This window comes from Sphingopyxis sp. NJF-3 (genome assembly GCF_053514865.1).
In genome coordinates this window covers 68,322-84,117 of record NZ_CM130726.1, presented here as the reverse complement: position 1 = coordinate 84,117, position 15,796 = coordinate 68,322, and the positions used below count along the sequence as shown (strand labels likewise).

Here is a 15,796-nt window from a genome sequence, read left to right as displayed (position 1 = left end):
GATGAGACAGATCGAGGCTTTGATCGCCGGCGACGCCGCCAGCGGCGGTTCCGTGCGCCCTGAAACCGGCCGCGGCGGCGACGTGTTCAACCCGAGCACCGGGCAGGTCCAGGCGCGCGTCGCCTTTTCGACCGCCGCCGATCTCGACCGCGCGGTCGCGGCCGCAGCCGCCGCACAGCCCGAATGGGCGGCGACCAATCCCCAGCGCCGCGCGCGCGTGATGTTCCGCTTTCGCGAACTGCTCGAAGCGAACATGCAGGCGCTCGCCGAGCTGCTCGCGAGCGAGCATGGCAAGGTCGTCGCCGACGCCAAGGGCGACCTTCTGCGCGGGCTCGAGGTGATCGAATTCGCGTGCGGCATCCCCCACGCGCAAAAGGGCGAATATACCGAAGGCGCCGGGCCGGGAATCGACACCTATGCGCTGCGCCAACCGCTCGGGGTGGTCGCGGGCATCACGCCGTTCAATTTTCCGGCGATGATCCCGATGTGGATGTTCGGTCCGGCGATCGCGACCGGCAACGCCTTCATCCTGAAGCCCAGCGAGCGCGACCCCTCGGTCCCTGTGCGCCTCGCCGAACTGATGCGCGAAGCGGGGCTTCCCGAAGGCATTTTGCAGGTCGTCCATGGCGACAAGGAAATGGTCGACGCGATCCTCGACCATCCGGCGATTGCGGCGGTCAGCTTCGTCGGCAGCAGCGACATCGCGCACTATGTCTATGCACGCGGCGCCGCGGCGGGCAAGCGCGTGCAGGCGATGGGCGGGGCAAAGAACCACGGCATCGTCATGCCCGACGCCGATCTGGACCAGGTCGTCGCCGACCTGTGCGGCGCCGCCTTCGGCTCGGCCGGCGAGCGCTGCATGGCGCTGCCCGTCGTCGTGCCGGTGGGCGAGCGAACCGCCGATGCGCTGCGCGAACGGCTGATCCCGGCGATCGCCGCGCTCAAGGTCGGGGTGTCGAACGACGCGCAAGCGCATTACGGCCCGGTGGTGAACGCCGCGCACAAGGCGCGGATCGAGGATTGGATTCAGACCGGAGTCGACGAGGGCGCCGAGCTCGTCGTCGATGGCCGAGGCCTCGTGCTGCAAGGGCATGAACAGGGTTTTTTCGTCGGCCCGACCCTGTTCGACCGGGTGACGACCGGCATGCGCGCCTATCGCGAGGAGATCTTCGGCCCCGTCCTCCAGATCGTCCGCGCGCCCGATTTCGAGACGGCGCTGCGGCTGCCGAGCGCGCATCAATATGGCAATGGCGTCGCGATCTTCACCCGCAACGGCCATGCCGCGCGCGAATTCGCGCAGCGGGTCAACGTCGGCATGGTCGGCATCAACGTCCCGATCCCGGTGCCGGTCGCCTATCACAGCTTCGGCGGCTGGAAGCGATCGGGCTTCGGCGATCATAATCAATATGGGATGGAGGGCGTGCGCTTCTGGACCAGGGTCAAGACGGTGACCCAGCGCTGGCCCGATGGCGGCGCGGGCGACAATGCGTTCCTCATTCCGACGGCGTAAAATGAAACAAATCTTCCATATTACAAGAAAATGAAATAGACTTGTAACTGAGGTGCCGCAAAGGCGCGGCGAGGGAGAGGGTCGATGCTGAGATATTTCGCCACGGGTCCCGACCTGCCGGTGCGGGACGATGCCGACGTCGACGGGCTGTACCGCCGCTACCGGATGCGGATCATCCTGGCGATCACCCTCGCCTATGCCGTCAGCTACACCTGCCGGCTCGCGATCAACATCGTCAAGAAGCCGCTGATCGATCAGGGCATCTTCACCCCGCTCGAACTCGGCATGATCGGCTCGGCGCTTTTCTACACCTATGCCGCGGGCAAGCTGATCAACGGCTTCGTCGCCGACCACAGCAATGTGAAGCGGCTGTTCGCGGCGGGAATGATCCTGTCGGCGCTGTGCAACATCGCGATGGGTTTCTCGACGCTGTTCTGGGCGACGCTGCTGATCTGGGGGCTCAACGGCTGGTTCCAGAGCTATGGCGCGCCGTCGTGCGTCGTCGCGCTGGCGAGCTGGTTCTCGAACCGCGAGCGCGGGCGCTATTACGGCATCTGGTCGACCGCGCATTCGATCGGCGAGGGGCTGACCTTCGCAGTCGTCTCGGCGCTCGTCGCCTATGGTGGCTGGCGCTGGGGCTTCTGGGGTCCGGGCGTGGCCGCGGTCCTTGCGGGAATCGCCGCCTTTTACGCGATGGCCGACCGGCCGCGCGCGCTCGGGCTGCCGGCGGTCGCCGACTGGCGGAACGACCATTATGCACCGCCCGCCGAAGGCGCGCCCGAGCGCGGCGTCTTCGCGACCCAGCTTTCGATCCTCAAGATCCCCGCCGTGTGGATTCTCGCGCTCGCGAGCGCCGCCAACTATGTGACGCGCTACGCGATCAACAGTTGGGGCATTCTCTATCTGCAGGAAGCGCGCGGCTATTCGCTGGCGGAGGCGGGCGCAGTGCTGACGGCAAGCACGCTCGCGGGGGTTGCGGGCGCGGTCGCCTATGGTTTCGTCTCCGATAAATTCTTCGGCGCGCGCCGTCCGCCCGCCAACCTGTTGTTCGGCGTCCTCGAACTGGTCGGGTTGCTGCTGCTCTTTTTCGGACCCAATAATCCGGCGGTAGTGCTGGTCGCGGTGATCCTTTTCGGGCTCGGCATGACCGGCCTCGTCACCTCGCTGGGCGGCCTGTTCGCGATCGACATCTGCCCCAAGCGCGTCGCGGGCGCGGCGCTCGGCATGGTCGGGGTGTTCAGCTATCTGGGCGCGGCGATCCAGGAACAGGTGTCGGGGGCGCTGATCGACGCCAACATGCATGTCATCGGCGATACGCGCATTTATGATTTCGGTCCGGCGATCTGGTTCTGGATCGGCTGTTCGGTGCTCGCGACCCTGCTCGCGACGACGCTCTGGAACACGAAGCTACGCGACTGAGGACAAGGTGATGGATCGACGCAATCTCCTGCGCGGGGGGGCCGCGCTCGCCTTTCTCGCCGCGCTGCCGCGCCGGCTCTATGCCGCCGCGACCGGCTATCCGCGGCTGCTCGACGGGCCGATGGTCGGCGCGACGACGCCGGGGAGCTTCGCCGTCTGGTCGCGCGCGAGCGGGGCGTTCGACGTCGCGGTCGAATATGCGACGCGGCGCGACTTCGCCGATGCGCAGACGACGGTGCCGGTCGCCGCATTGCAGGAAAACGATCTTTGCACGAGGGTCGAGGTCACGGGGCTCCAGCCAGACACCGCCTATTACTACCGCATCAAGACCGACGGCATCGACGACCGGCACCAGCCGCTGCCCTTCCGCACCCGCACCGCACCCGACCGGCCGCGCCCGATCCGCATCGCCTTCGGCTCGTGCGCGCGCGTCCAGCTTTATCCCGACCAGCCGGTGTTCGACGCGATCGCCGCGATGGAGCCCGACCTCTTCCTGTGGCTCGGCGACAATATCTATGCCGACAGCGACAGCGAAACCGCCTTTTCGGCGATGTACACGCGCCAGCGCAACGTCGCGAGCCTCGTCCCGCTTCTGCGCTCGGTGCCGCAGCTCGCGATCTGGGACGACCATGATTTCGGCTATAATGATTCGGATCGCCGCAACCCCGCGAAGGCGATGACGCACCGCCTGTTCAACCGCTGGTGGGCGAACCCCGCCGCGGGGCTGCCCAATACGCCCGGCGTCTTCTTTCGCCACAGCTTCGGACCCGTCGACATCTTCATGCTCGACGGCCGCTATTACCGCGATCCGCCCAAGGCGCCCGACGGCCCCGACAAGACGATGCTCGGCGCCGCGCAAAAGGCGTGGCTGAAACGCGAGCTCAAGGCGTCGAAGGCGGTGTTCAAGATTCTCGCCTCGGGCACCGGCTGGTCGCGCGCGGAGCAGGGCGGCGACAGCTGGGCCGCCTATCTCCACGAACGTGACGAAATCCTCGACTTCATCCGCGACGAAGGGATTGCGGGCTGCTTCGGCATTTCGGGCGACGTCCATCAGGGCGAGGCGAACTGCATCCCCCGCTCCGACCAGGGCGGCTATGATTTCTACGACCTCGTCAGTTCGGGGCTCGCCCAATATCTCAGCCCCAAATTTATCGACCAGCATCCCGAGGTGCGGCTGCGCGCGCCGTGGGTACGCAGCGCCAATTTCGGGCTGCTCGAATTCAGCTTCGATCCCGAACCGCGCGTCGAGCTCAGCATCCGCGACGTCGTCGGCGCATCGGCCTCGGGCGACCCGATCGTTCTGACCGCTGCCGACCTCGTCAACGGGCGGCAGAGCTGGCGCGCGGCGATCGACGCCGACGAACTGGAACGCCGCGAACGCGCCGAGCGCGGCGGCAGCTATTATGGAGGTGAATGAGAGATGCGGTTCGAGATGGTGACCATCGCCCCCGACGAGTTCGAGGCGATGAAGGCGCATCTGCCGTGCGCGACCCGCGAAGGTCTGTTCGAGACCTACCGGATCAGCCAGAACAGCTGGTACAAGCTGCGCGACGGCCAGCCGGTCAAGCGCCAGACGGTCGAGCGGCTGCGCGCGCGTTTTCACCAGGTCGCGGGCGAATGAGCGGCGCGCCCCTCAACATCGCGTTGATCGGCAGCGGGTTCATGGGCCGCGCCCACGCGCTCGCCTTCGCCGCCGCCGATCGCACCTTCGACCTGCCGCGCAGCCCGCGCGTCACCATCCTCGCCGACCGCGATCTCGAAACCGCGACCGCCGCCGCGGCCTCGCTCGGCATCGCGCGCGCGAGCGGCGACTGGCGCGACGCGATCGCCGACCCCGGCATCGACATGGTTGCGATCGCGACCCCGAACAATCTCCACGCCCCGATCGCGCTCGCCGCGCTCGCGGCGGGGAAGGCGGTCTATTGCGAAAAGCCGCTGGCGACGACGATCGCCGATTCAGAGGCGATGGTCGCCGCGGCCGCCGCGTCGGGCAAGCCGACCGCGGTCGGCTTCACCTATCTCTATAACCCGATGATCGTCCTCGCGCGCGAGTTGATCGCGGGCGGCGAGATCGGCGAGGTCACCGCCTTTCGCGGCATCCATGCCGAGGATTTCATGGCCTCGGCCGACGCGCCGTTCAACTGGCGCTGCGAGCCCGGTCAGGCGGGTGGCGCGCTCGCCGACATCGGCAGCCACATCATCGCGCTCGCGCAGCATCTGGTCGGCGAGATCGCCGCGGTGTCGGGGCGGCTCCACACCGCTTACCCGACCCGGCGCGACGCCCGGAGCGTCGACCGCGCGGTGACGGTCGACGACCAGATGGACGCGGTGGTCGAATTCGCGGGCGGCGCGACGGGCACGCTCTCGGCAAGCTGGATCGCGAGCGGGCACAAGATGGGCCTCGCGTTCGAGGTCAGCGGCACGCGCGGCTCGATTAGCTTCACGCAGGAACAGTTCAACGAACTCAAGCTCTATCGCTCCGGGCCGGGGCGGACGAACGGCTTCACGACGATCTGCGCCGGTCCCGAGCATGGCGACTATGGCGCCTTCTGCCCCGCGTCGGGGCACCAGATCGGCTATAACGACCTGAAGACGATCGAAGTGAAGTCGGCGGTCGAGGCCGCGTCCGGCCTGCCGTCAGCGGCCAAGAGCTTCGCCGACGCCCTCGCGGTCGAACGCGTGGCCGATGCGATCCGGCGGTCGCACGGGGCGAAGGGTTGGGTGCGGCTCTAGTTGCCGGATGGCGCTGGATGGAATGGCGGCTAATGGCCGGAAGCCGACATTATTTTTGATCGTCATCCCGGACTTGATCCGGGATCCATTCACGCAGCGTCGAGCTAATGGATCCCGGATCAAGTCCGGGATGACGATGCGGGTGAGGTCCGCTGTCGAGCGAAGGGCAACGGCGACTTCTCTTAGCGTCGTCATTCCCGCGAAAGCGGGGCCCCAGTGTGGGGGCAGCCGACGCTCGCTCTGGGTTCCCGCTTTCGCGGGAATGACGAAGGTGGGGATGGCAGCTTTCCACCCCCAAGGGCGAGTCTAAACCGGCGCCAGCGCCTTCAGCAGATCCCCATGAATCGCCGGCGTCGACGCCAGCACCGTACCGTTCATCAGGTCGAGCGCATTGCCCAGCGTGTCGGTGACGACCCCGCCCGCCTCGCGGACGATCGCAACCCCGGCGGCGATGTCCCACGCGCTGACGCTCTGCTCCCAATAAGCGTCGTGGCGGCCGCAGGCGACCCACGCCATGTCGATCGCGCCGGCCCCCAATCGGCGGATTCCGGTGACGCGCGGGGTGAGCCGCTCCATCTCGGCATAGAATTGCTCGTGGCGCGGCTTGGTCGCGAACGGAATGCCGACTCCCAGCACCGATTCGCCCAGCGTCGCGCGCGGCGACACCTGCAGCCGCCGCTCGCCGAGCCACGCGCCGCGGCCCGTCTCGGCCCAAAACAGCTCGTCCATCGCAGGAACGAAGGTCACCCCGGCGACCACGTCGCCCTTCGCCGCCAGCGCGATGTTGACGGCGAAGAGTGGGCTTCCTGTCAGGAAGTTGGTGGTACCGTCGAGCGGGTCGACAATCCACACATGGTCGGGGTCGCGGCCGGGCATCAGCCCGCCCTCCTCGCCCAGAAAACCATAATCGGGAGCATGAGTCATCAACGCGTCACGAACCGTCGCTTCGGCTTTCAGATCGGCCTCGGTGAACATGTCGGCGGCGCCGGCCTTGCTGTGGATCGTCAGCGACGCGATGCGCGTCCGATCGGCGGTCAATCCTTCGCCGGCCTTTCGGGCCGCGGCGATCATGGCGGAAATAAGGGGTGACATGGTCATGGAATGAATATACGTTCTGTTTTGTGATAAAGATAGAAAAATTATTCTGAAATGCGAGATTCGGCCTGCAACGGCTTTGGATAGATCGAGGGAGGGTAATGTGAAAACCAGTTTGACGGCGCTCGCGGCGCTATTGGCCATGGGTCCCGCAGCGCAAAGCGCGGCGCAGGACGCGGCGGCGGCCCCGACGGTCGCGGCTTCGGCGGAGACGCAGGCGACTTTGGGGTCGGGCGCCGACGGCGCTGCGATCGTCGCCGACCCGGCCGATCCCGCCAGGACGCTGATCCTCACCGGCGCCGAATCGGCGGGGATCGATGTGTTCGACGCCGCGGGCCAGCGCATCGCCACCCATAAGGTCGGCAATATCCGCGCGCTCGACCTGCGCGAGGGCGCGGCGCCCGGCGGCGGCGCGCTGCTCGCCGCGCTCGACGGCCCGGCCAATGCGCCCAAGCTGTTCCGCATCGGTGCGGGCGGCGTTCCCGCACCGGTCGCGCTCGCCGGGGTCGCGCCCGCGATGACCGTCGCCGGCCTCTGCTTCGCGCGCAGCCACCGCGACGGCACCCTCTATCTCTTCCTGCTCGGCGACGAAGGCGGGGTCGAACAATGGTCGCTGTTCGCCGACGCGTCGGGCGGCATGGCGGGCCGCATCGCACGGCGCTGGTCGCTGGGGTCGGAGGCCGGCTATTGCGCCGCCGACGATCGCGGGTCGATTTACATCTCGCAGGAAGCGGTCGGCGTGTGGCGCTTCGCCGCCGAGCCTGAGGCCGAGATCAAGCCCGAGATCGTCGATATCGTCCGTCTCGGCCATATCACCGACGAGGCGAAGGGGGTCGCGGTCGCGCCCGACGGCCGGCTTGTCGTGTCCGACGCGAAGGCGAACCGGCTCAACCTCTATGATCCCGCGAACGATTATGCCTATCTCGGTTCGGTCGCGCTCGCCGCGGGCGCCGACGTCGTCGAGGATGGCGGCAGCGTGACCGTCGCCGGCGGGGCGATCGTCGTCGCCGACGACGATAATGCGCCCGAGCTTCCCAATTTCAAAATCGCGAGTTGGGCCGCGCTGCTCGCCGCGGCGAAGCTGCCCGAAATCGCGCCGCCGCCGCCGCCGAAGACGATGCCGCTCGCCCATGCGAGCGTCGAGACGGTGCCGGTGGAGACCGGCGGCGACGCCGCCGACGATCCGGCGATCTGGATCAACCCCGCCGACCCCGCGCAAAGCGTGGTGATCGGGACGCAAAAGCAGTCGGGCCTCTATGTCTATGGCATGGACGGCAAGGTGCTGCAGTTTCTGCCCGACGGGCGGATGAATAATGTCGACCTGCGCGGCGGATTCAGGCTCGGCGGGCGCGAGGTCACGCTCGTCACCGCGAGCAACCGCACGACCAAGGGCATCTCGATCTACGCGCTCGATCCCGCGACGCGCAAGCTGACCGACGTCGCCGACGGGCTTCAGGATACCGGCTTCGACGACCCCTATGGCCTGTGCATGTATCAGAGCGCGAAGACGAAGAAGACCTATGTCTTCGTCAACCAGGGCGACGGCAAGATGCGCCAGTGGGAACTGGTCGCGACCCCCGCGGGCAAGGTGCGCGCGAAGCTGGTGCGCGACCTGCCGTTCGCAAGCCAGGTCGAAGGCTGCGTCGCCGACGATGAAACGGGCATGCTCTACACCGGCGAAGAGGATGTCGGCATCTGGCGTGAGGGCGCCGAACCGCGCGGCGGCCTCGCGCGCACGATGCTCGCGAAGATCACCGACAATCCGGCGCTGAAGGACGATATGGAGGGGATGAGCCTCTACAAGCTCGACGCCACGCGCGGCTATCTGATCGTGTCGAGCCAGGGCAACGACAGCTACGCGGTGTTCCGCCGCGAGGGCGGCAACGACTATGTCGGCTCGTTCCGCGTCGGCGCCGACGCCGCGGCGGGTATCGACGGCATCTCCGAAACCGACGGCCTCGACGTCGTGAGCCTCTCCGCCGGCCCCGGCTTCGCGCACGGGCTGATGGTGGCGCAGGACGGCCGCAACGTCTCGCCCCCCGAGCATCAGAATTTCAAATTCGTGCCGTGGGACCGCATCGCCGACGCGCTGGGGCTGGAATCGAACGCGGGCGGCGCAACCCCACCGCAACGGTGATCGAGAAGCTTGCCGGGCCTCCGCATCCTATGCCACCTGGGACTTCATGGTCACATCGGCCCGCCCGACCCCATGAGGTCGAAGAGGCTGCGGCGGCTCAACCCTTCTGTCATCATCATTCTCCGCACGGCGGTTTGTCGTCCGCCGATCAGAACCAGGCCTTCACACCCATCACAAAGCTGACGCCGTTTGGATCCTCGCCAGCGGCGCGCGCGAAGCGCGCCGTGTCGCCGACCTTGCGCGCCCATTCGACACCGACATAGGGCGCGAATTCCTTCACGATTTCGTAGCGGAGGCGAAGTCCAAGCTCGAAGCCGGAGAGGCCCGAGCCCACGCCGGTCTCGGGCACGTCCTGCAGAGCAAAATTGACCTCCGCCATCGGCTGGAGGATCAGCTTCTGGGTGATGCGCTGGTCGTAATAGCTTTCGAGGCGGGCGAGCAGGTCACCCTTGTTCGAGAGGAAAAGCGCGCCCTCCACTTCGAACCAATAGGGCGCGAGCCCCTCGAAGCCTATCGTCGCATAGGTGCGGTCGGGGCCGGACCCCAGGTCCTGCCTGATACCCGCCTGCGCGTTGAAATAGGGTCCGATCGCCCGGCTGTAGAGAGCCTGGACCTCGGCACCCTCGATCCCTTCGCCGAAAACGCCTTCGCCCTCGCTCTTGAGCGTCAGCCGGTTAATATCGCCGCCATACCAGGCTTCGCCGTCCCAGCGAACACCGTCGCGGCCCTTGCGCGCTTGGTATTCGGCGAGGTTAAAGCTGATGAAAGCGATGGCCTGGGCGCCGTTCTCTTTCATCATCTCGTGACGCGAGTGATCCATTTCCGCTTTGGGGTATATACGGTCGGCATACCAATCGCCGGGGGGCGCGGGCGCGGCGGCATCGCCCGGCGGCAAGTCGGTGCCGCTGGCGCTGCTCGTCGCGGTCATGCCTTCCATTCCCGCCATGGGCTCCCCCGACCCGCCCTTCGGGGTGCAATGGCCCATTTTGGCATGTTCGGGCGGACAGTCGGGATCGGACGGCGACGGCGTACCATGGTCCATCGTGCCCATGTCCGAAGCGCCCTTGTCCGAAGCCCCTGCCTCGGGCGTACAATGACCCATCGCCGCATGTTCGGGCGGGCAGCTCGAAGCCTCGGGCACCATGCCCATCCCCGGCATGCTGCTATGGTTCATCTGCCCCATCGACCCTTCGGCGGGCGCTTCGGGCGCGGGTTGCGCTACCGGGGCCGGCGTTGGCGCGGGAACCGGTGTCGGTGCGGGCGCCGAACCGTGCGTCGAATGATCCATCGACTGCGCCGCAGCGGGAACCGCAAAGGCAAACGACGCGATGCCGGCGAGAAGGAGCGCGATCCGGGTCATTCGCCGTCTCCCTGCGGACGGACGCTGACGACGCGCATCATCCCCGCGTGCATATGATAGAGAAGGTGACAGTGGAACGCCCAGTCGCCGATCGCGTCGGCGGTGAAATCGAAGGTCGCGATGCCGCCCGGCTGGACGAGCACCGTATGCTTGCGCGGCGAGCGACCGCCCTTCCCCGTCACCAGCTCGAAGAAATGGCCGTGCAGGTGAATGGGATGGCTCATCATCGAATCGTTGATGAGGTTGATTCGCACGCGCTCGCCCTCGATGAAGGGGATCGGCTCGTGATGGTCGGACATCTTCACCCCGTCGAACGACCACATGAAGCGCTCCATATTGCCTGTGAGATGGATGTCGAGCGAGCGCGAGGCGGCTCGGACGTCCGGGTTGCGTTCGAGCGCGACGAGATCGTGATAGGTCAGCACCTTGTGTCCGACATCCTCGAGCCCCTGTCCCGGCTCGCCCATGCGGTCGACCGGCATCGGCGAAATCGTCTGGACACCGGGATCGCGCTTGACCTGCGGCGCGACACCGAAGTCGCGCATGCTGTGCTGCATTGCGGCTCCGCCTGCCGCGCCGTGCGCGCCATGATCCCCGGTCGCTGCATCGACAGACGCCGGCGTGCAATGCCCCATCGCGGCGTGTTCCGGCGCGCACGACGCATCCCCGCCACTCGCCATCGCACCCATGCCCATGTCCTTCATCGTCGCAAGCGGACGTTCGCGAAGCGGGGGCACTTCGGCCACCATGCCGGCGCGCGGGGCGAGCGTTGCGCGGCCCATCCCCGACCGGTCGTTTGCTTCGGCGACCAGCGTATAGGCGCGGTCCTCGACCGGCGTGACGATGACGTCATAGGTTTCGGCGACCGCGATCTGGAATTCGTCGATCTCGACCGGCACGATGTTGAGCCCGTCGGCCTGCACCACGGTCATCCTGAGGCCCGGGATGCGGACGTTGAAGATCGACATCGCCGAGGCGTTGATGATGCGCAGCCGCACGCGCTCACCGGGCCTGAAGAGCCCGGTCCAGTTATCGCGCGGACCATGGCCGTTGACCAGGAAAGCGTAGGTCGAGCCGCTGACGTCGGCGACGTCGGTCGGATCCATCCGCATCGCGCCCCACGCAACGCGATCTTTCAGCGACTGGTCCTTGCCCGCGAGCAGCCCGCCGAGCGTCTGGCGCTGCATGTTGAAGTGGCCGGGATCGACCTTGAGCTTGCGGAAGATTTCCTCGGGCGCGAGCCGGCTGTGGTCCGACAGGACGACGACATGCTCGCGGTCGTAGCCGATGGGGTCGACCCCTGCGGGATCGATGACGATCGGCCCGTAATGGCCGAGTTGCTCCTGCAACCCCGAATGGCTGTGGTACCAGTAGGTGCCCGACTGGACGACCGGGAACTCGTAGACGAAGGTCGACTTGGGTTTGATGCCCGGAAAACTGACCCCCGGCACGCCGTCCATGTGAAAGGGCAGGATGAGCCCGTGCCAGTGGATCGAGCTGTCCTCATCGAGATCGTTGACGACGGTCAGGCGTGCGGTTTGCCCCTCCTTCAGCCGGACGAGCGGCGCAGGCACGGTGCCGTTGATCCCGATCGCGCGGCTTATTTTGCCGTCGATGCGCATCGTCTGGCGCGCGATACGCAGCCTGATGTCGCTCCCCGATACGGTCGGCAGCGTTGCGGCGATGCCAGGGGACACGGACCGCGCCCAGGCGGGGAACCATGATGCCATCGCGGCCGTCGCGCCGCCGCCCAATGCTCCGCCCATGAAAAGACGCCTGTCTATCCGCATGATCTTCTGATCGCCTCCAGTTGTTCCAGCCATGATACGCAGGTGGCAGGCATTGCCCTCATGGAAAAACCCGGAGCCGTTCGAACCGCTCAGGCCGGATACCGAGAGGTTTCCGGGGTTTCGGCCAGCAGCTCCCTGAGCCGGGCGCGCGCGCGGTAAAGCCGCGTTTCGACAGCTTTTTCGCTGAGATTCAGGACCGCCGCGGCTTCCGCTTGGCTATAGTCTTCGATGGCCCGAAGGACGAGCACTTCGCGCAGGCTCTGGGGAAGGGCGGCAATTGCGGCGCGGACCCGGGCCAGCTCCGATTTGGCACTCGTCTCCTCATCGGGGGACGGCGCGTCACTCGCCATATAATGCACGGTCTCCATGGGAAGAGCGCGGGAGAAGAAGGCTCGAACCTTTCGTCGCCGCGCCCAGTCGCGGCATTTGTTGATTGCAATTTGGCTGATCCAGATCCGAAACGGCCGCTCGCTGTCATAGCGACCAATCGCCGAAAAGCCCGCGACGAAACTTTCCTGGGTCAAGTCCAGCGCTTCATCGGCATCGCCGACATGCTTGACGATCAATCGATAAACCGGCTGCTTGTAACGGCTCAGCAGTTCACGAAAGGCCGCTTCATGCCCCGCGCGTGCAAGCGCCGCCAATTCCTGGTCGCTGCATCGAGAAATCGGGGCGCTCACCGCGCTTCGGTCGTCAATGCCTTGACAACGCGCTTGTCGAACATGCGCGCCTGATCGGGATCAAGCACCCCGCGCATCGCGAACAGATGCTCGAGCGTTTCCTTTTGCAACTCGCCCATCACCGCGTGCGTCTCGTCGATCGCCTTGGTGACCTGCGGGCCATAGCCATGCTCGGCCTCGATCGCTTGCGCGAGCCGGATATTCGCGGCGCGCATCTCGAGTTCGAGCGCCTCGTGCCGCGCCTTGAACTGCGCTTCGATCGGGCGGAGCCTTTGCTGCTGATCGGCCGACAGCTTCAGCTCGCGATGGAGCATGGCATGGAGTTCGGTCTCGTTCGCGCGCGGCGCATCGACGAGCGCGCGGCCGACGAAAACGCCCGCCAGCGCGGCCAGAAAGGCAATCAGGCCGATGATGAGAAAACGGCGCGGCATCGTCATCAACGCGAATCCAGCGGGCTTGCCGGGACAAGCGGCGTCAACGGGCTCGCCGCAATCGCCGGCGGCGTGAAAGCGCTCCCGGCGATCACCCCGCCGCCCAGTGAAATGAAGGCGGCAAGCGCGATGGCGCGGCGCGTGGCCACCGCCTCGCGGCGGCGGACGGCAAGTGCGCGAATGACACGATCGTCGAGGGCTTCGAGTGCCGCCGGCGGTTCGTTCCTTCTCAAAATGTGAAGCTCTTCGTCCATGGCCTTGTTCCGTCATCTACCTGCTGATCGATAATACGCGCCTGAAATGATCGCCCCTCACGCGACGAATATCCAAGGGGTGAAGATTCCGCCTGCCTATTGTCGAAAGGACCCATATCTGGAGGTGTTATGTTCAAAGTGTATCTCCCCTCAATGGCTGACCGAGAAGCTGGGGCTTGGCCGCTATTGGCGCGAAACGCGGGTGCAGCCCGCTTATCGGAACGCCTGACGGATTGTCAGAGCGAAGACGCACCTATCCATAGGCATCGCGTCGTGACCTGGGGAGCGCGCAGGGATGCGCTTCGGGCTCGCAATGGCCGCTGGCCAGCGCGCTATGCCTCACATCCGAGGGGGTTTTGCCATAAAGCTTGCGGAAACTGTTGGTGAAATAACTCAAGTCGCCAAAGCCGCAGTCATAAGCGATCTCGGTGATCGTCCGCTCCCGAAGATGCGGCATCGACAGGCGGCGACGCGCCAGCGCCAGCCGCTCGCGCAGGACGAAGGCGGTGAAAGTCAGGCTCTCTGCCTGGAACAGCAACTGAACCGAGCGCGGGCTCAGTCCGACCGCGGCGGCGGCGGCCGTGACGTTCAGATCGGGCGAGGTCAGATGAGCGAGCGTCCAATGCTTGATCGCGTCCAGCCGCGCGGTGCGCGGCCCGCATCGCGAGGCGATCCCAGCTGCGTCGTGGTCGGTTCCGACCGCCAGCGCCACCAGATCGGCCACATGGCTGGCGACGCGGCGCGCAAACTCGGCAGTGGGGCCGGCCTCGTGGAGGGCGCGATAGGCGACAAGATAGGATTGCAGCAGTTGCATCGCCTGATTGTCCGGCGATATCCGCTGCATCGGCGCGTCGGATGGGATCATCGGAGTGAAGCCGGCCGGACGTCATATCCTCCGACATGACGCCGTGGCACGTGCGAAGGGCGCGGGCGCATCAGCGAACTTCCATAGCTTCGGCGACCCTGTCGATGCTCATCGCGCCGTGGACCCGCGCGCGGTGAATCCGGCGAAACCGCCCGAGACCCAGACATGATCGGTGATCCGCGCCACCACCGCGCCGGAAAAGGCCTGTTGGCCGCGATGCCGCGGCAAGCGCGAGCGGGGCGGCGGTGGTCAGGGCGGCGGTACGCATCTCGTCATGTCTCCCGTTGCGGGCCGGCGGCACGCCGGCCGTCATCGGGATGGCCGAGCCGCCGCCGGGGCGGGAGGATGAGAAGCTGATCGAGCGCCGATTTTTCGCCGATGAACGAGTGATTTCTGCCGCATGGCCGCCGAAATCGGCGCCCCACGGCTCCAGTGGAAGAATCGGCCTCATTTCGTCTTCCGGCAACTCCCGCTTTCGCTGCGGCCCAAGACAAGCGGGGCGCAAAGCCATCAGGATATGGCTCGCATAACGGAGGCAGCGCGATGTGGAGCATGCGTCATCCGACTCGAACGGGGCTGATCTGGGTCAGCGTGCCGCTGATCGGTCTGATGCTGACGGCGGCATTTGCCGTGCTGGGGGATCGGGTGACCGCATCCTATCATGCGGCATCGAAGACGCCTGCATCGACGACCGAGACACTGATTGCGCTGCCCGGCGCCTTCTCGGGCGCGATATTCCTCCTCAGCCTCTTCATCGTGCCGCCCCATATTGCCAGGGCGTGGCGCGCGTGGCGATATATGCGCCGCCTCGCGAAGCCTGAAAGCGCGAGCCTCGTCGCCGGCTGGACGGTGAATGCGTCGACCTGGGCGCGGTTTCAACGCGATTTGCAGGATGCGCGCGACAAGGGCGACGGCGACGGTCTTTCCAAGATGGCGCTGTCGCTGGCCGACCTCGATGCGCCGGCGGCCGGGGTCGATATTCGCGTCGGGGAGGAAGGGGTTCGGGTCGGCGCGCGATATTTCGCCCTGCGCGGCGGCTTGTCATCCAGCCTGACCGGGGTGGCGTCGGGGGCATTGGGGCGCGGTGCGCCGCGTCCCGGTGCCGACTATCTGGCGTTCGTTTCCACCTTCGAGGGCTCGTCGCGCTCGCTTGGCGCCTATGCGGTCGAGGAGATCGGACTGCTCGTCCCCGTCCCGCCCGCCAATCGCGCCGCGATGCAGCGCGTGCTCGATCATTTCACGCCGGCGGCGATAGCGGCACTGGCGGCGCGCGACGCGCGGCGAGGGCGGGTCGGCTGCCTTCTCAACCTGAGCTTGCTGGCCGTCAGCATCGGGATGCTCGCGCCGTCCGCCATCTTCGATGGCTATTATCAAGTCGGCTGGTACGGACTGCAGTTGTTCGCCGTCTGGCTCGCGTGGCTGGCCTATTATCTCATTCAGGGTATTTTCGGGATGATCGTCGGCCTCGGCCATATGATCCGGATGATGCGCGCGCCGCAATAGAGACGGAACCGGGGCGCCG

At 66.5% G+C, this 15,796-nt stretch carries 15 protein-coding genes; 7 read left to right on the top strand and 8 right to left on the bottom strand.

Annotation, left to right across the window (positions count from 1 at the left end; translation table 11 throughout):
* The first annotated feature begins 1 nt into the window (after position 1).
* The 5 genes from ACOTSS_RS00450 to ACOTSS_RS00430 all read left to right on the top strand — a co-directional run bounded on the left by ACOTSS_RS00450 (position 2) and on the right by ACOTSS_RS00430 (position 5,662).
* Positions 2 to 1,510 (top strand): CoA-acylating methylmalonate-semialdehyde dehydrogenase, encoded by a 1,509-nt coding sequence (locus tag ACOTSS_RS00450; protein ID WP_448689605.1) that lies wholly within the window; start codon positions 2 to 4, stop codon positions 1,508 to 1,510.
* Positions 1,511 to 1,594: 84 nt separating this feature from the next.
* Positions 1,595 to 2,929 (top strand): MFS transporter, encoded by a 1,335-nt coding sequence (locus ACOTSS_RS00445; protein ID WP_448689604.1) that lies wholly within the window; start codon positions 1,595 to 1,597, stop codon positions 2,927 to 2,929.
* Positions 2,930 to 2,939: 10 nt separating this feature from the next.
* Complete coding sequence (locus ACOTSS_RS00440) at positions 2,940 to 4,346, top strand: alkaline phosphatase D family protein (RefSeq protein WP_448689603.1); 1,407 nt, start codon at positions 2,940 to 2,942, stop codon at positions 4,344 to 4,346.
* Positions 4,347 to 4,349: 3 nt separating this feature from the next.
* Positions 4,350 to 4,550 carry a hypothetical protein gene (locus ACOTSS_RS00435; protein WP_448689602.1) on the top strand — a complete coding sequence of 67 codons (201 nt, stop codon included), beginning with the start codon at positions 4,350 to 4,352 and terminating at the stop codon, positions 4,548 to 4,550.
* Positions 4,547 to 5,662: a Gfo/Idh/MocA family protein gene (locus ACOTSS_RS00430; protein ID WP_448689601.1), complete on the top strand. Its 1,116-nt coding sequence runs from the start codon at positions 4,547 to 4,549 to the stop codon at positions 5,660 to 5,662. The genes ACOTSS_RS00435 and ACOTSS_RS00430 overlap by 4 nt, the downstream gene beginning before the upstream one ends.
* Positions 5,663 to 5,968: 306 nt before the next feature.
* Here the strand turns inward: ACOTSS_RS00430 and ACOTSS_RS00425 are convergent, their stop codons facing one another.
* Positions 5,969 to 6,760: an inositol monophosphatase family protein gene (locus tag ACOTSS_RS00425; RefSeq protein WP_448689600.1), complete on the bottom strand. Its 792-nt coding sequence runs from the start codon at positions 6,758 to 6,760 to the stop codon at positions 5,969 to 5,971.
* A gap of 100 nt (positions 6,761 to 6,860) precedes the next feature.
* Here ACOTSS_RS00425 and ACOTSS_RS00420 point away from each other — a divergent pair, with 100 nt between their 5' ends.
* Positions 6,861 to 8,894 carry a phytase gene (locus ACOTSS_RS00420; RefSeq protein WP_448689599.1) on the top strand — a complete coding sequence of 678 codons (2,034 nt, stop codon included), beginning with the start codon at positions 6,861 to 6,863 and terminating at the stop codon, positions 8,892 to 8,894.
* A 148-nt stretch (positions 8,895 to 9,042) separates the two neighbouring features.
* On the opposite strand, the gene ACOTSS_RS00415 is transcribed toward ACOTSS_RS00420, so the two are convergent.
* The 7 genes from ACOTSS_RS00415 to ACOTSS_RS00385 all read right to left on the bottom strand — a co-directional run bounded on the left by ACOTSS_RS00415 (position 9,043) and on the right by ACOTSS_RS00385 (position 14,740).
* Entirely contained in the window at positions 9,043 to 10,254 is a 1,212-nt protein-coding gene (locus ACOTSS_RS00415) for a copper resistance protein B (protein ID WP_448689598.1), read from the bottom strand.
* Positions 10,251 to 12,044 carry a copper resistance system multicopper oxidase gene (locus ACOTSS_RS00410; RefSeq protein WP_448689597.1) on the bottom strand — a complete coding sequence of 598 codons (1,794 nt, stop codon included), beginning with the start codon at positions 12,042 to 12,044 and terminating at the stop codon, positions 10,251 to 10,253. Before ACOTSS_RS00410 ends, ACOTSS_RS00415 begins: the two co-directional genes overlap by 4 nt.
* Before the next feature lie 89 nt (positions 12,045 to 12,133).
* Positions 12,134 to 12,724: an RNA polymerase sigma factor gene (locus ACOTSS_RS00405; RefSeq protein WP_448689596.1), complete on the bottom strand. Its 591-nt coding sequence runs from the start codon at positions 12,722 to 12,724 to the stop codon at positions 12,134 to 12,136.
* Positions 12,721 to 13,155 (bottom strand): periplasmic heavy metal sensor, encoded by a 435-nt coding sequence (locus tag ACOTSS_RS00400; RefSeq protein WP_448691382.1) that lies wholly within the window; start codon positions 13,153 to 13,155, stop codon positions 12,721 to 12,723. Before ACOTSS_RS00400 ends, ACOTSS_RS00405 begins: the two co-directional genes overlap by 4 nt.
* Before the next feature lie 5 nt (positions 13,156 to 13,160).
* Entirely contained in the window at positions 13,161 to 13,409 is a 249-nt protein-coding gene (locus tag ACOTSS_RS00395) for a hypothetical protein (RefSeq protein WP_448689595.1), read from the bottom strand.
* A gap of 253 nt (positions 13,410 to 13,662) precedes the next feature.
* A complete protein-coding gene (locus tag ACOTSS_RS00390; protein ID WP_448689594.1) occupies positions 13,663 to 14,274 on the bottom strand; it encodes a helix-turn-helix transcriptional regulator in 612 nt (203 codons plus the stop codon).
* 70 nt (positions 14,275 to 14,344) lie between these two features.
* A complete protein-coding gene (locus tag ACOTSS_RS00385) occupies positions 14,345 to 14,740 on the bottom strand; it encodes a hypothetical protein (RefSeq protein WP_448689593.1) in 396 nt (131 codons plus the stop codon).
* An 86-nt stretch (positions 14,741 to 14,826) separates the two neighbouring features.
* Between ACOTSS_RS00385 and ACOTSS_RS00380 the strand changes: the two genes are divergently transcribed.
* The gene (locus tag ACOTSS_RS00380; protein WP_448689592.1) at positions 14,827 to 15,777 is read left to right on the top strand and encodes a hypothetical protein; all 951 of its coding nucleotides are present in this window, start codon (positions 14,827 to 14,829) and stop codon (positions 15,775 to 15,777) included.
* The last annotated feature ends 19 nt before the right edge of the window (positions 15,778 to 15,796 follow it).

Bases quoted from the DNA above. Each gene is read 5' to 3' on its own strand.
- ACOTSS_RS00450 (WP_448689605.1), top strand. From the start codon at position 2: ATGAGACAGATCGAGGCTTTGATCGCCGGCGACGCCGCCAGCGGCGGT.
- ACOTSS_RS00445 (WP_448689604.1), top strand. From the start codon at position 1,595: ATGCTGAGATATTTCGCCACGGGTCCCGACCTGCCGGTGCGGGACGAT.
- ACOTSS_RS00440 (WP_448689603.1), top strand. From the start codon at position 2,940: ATGGATCGACGCAATCTCCTGCGCGGGGGGGCCGCGCTCGCCTTTCTC.
- ACOTSS_RS00435 (WP_448689602.1), top strand. From the start codon at position 4,350: ATGCGGTTCGAGATGGTGACCATCGCCCCCGACGAGTTCGAGGCGATG.
- ACOTSS_RS00430 (WP_448689601.1), top strand. From the start codon at position 4,547: ATGAGCGGCGCGCCCCTCAACATCGCGTTGATCGGCAGCGGGTTCATG.
- ACOTSS_RS00425 (WP_448689600.1), bottom strand. From the start codon at position 6,760: ATGACCATGTCACCCCTTATTTCCGCCATGATCGCCGCGGCCCGAAAG.
- ACOTSS_RS00415 (WP_448689598.1), bottom strand. From the start codon at position 10,254: ATGACCCGGATCGCGCTCCTTCTCGCCGGCATCGCGTCGTTTGCCTTT.
- ACOTSS_RS00410 (WP_448689597.1), bottom strand. From the start codon at position 12,044: ATGCGGATAGACAGGCGTCTTTTCATGGGCGGAGCATTGGGCGGCGGC.
- ACOTSS_RS00400 (WP_448691382.1), bottom strand. From the start codon at position 13,155: ATGCCGCGCCGTTTTCTCATCATCGGCCTGATTGCCTTTCTGGCCGCG.
- ACOTSS_RS00395 (WP_448689595.1), bottom strand. From the start codon at position 13,409: ATGGACGAAGAGCTTCACATTTTGAGAAGGAACGAACCGCCGGCGGCA.
- ACOTSS_RS00390 (WP_448689594.1), bottom strand. From the start codon at position 14,274: ATGATCCCATCCGACGCGCCGATGCAGCGGATATCGCCGGACAATCAG.
- ACOTSS_RS00380 (WP_448689592.1), top strand. From the start codon at position 14,827: ATGCGTCATCCGACTCGAACGGGGCTGATCTGGGTCAGCGTGCCGCTG.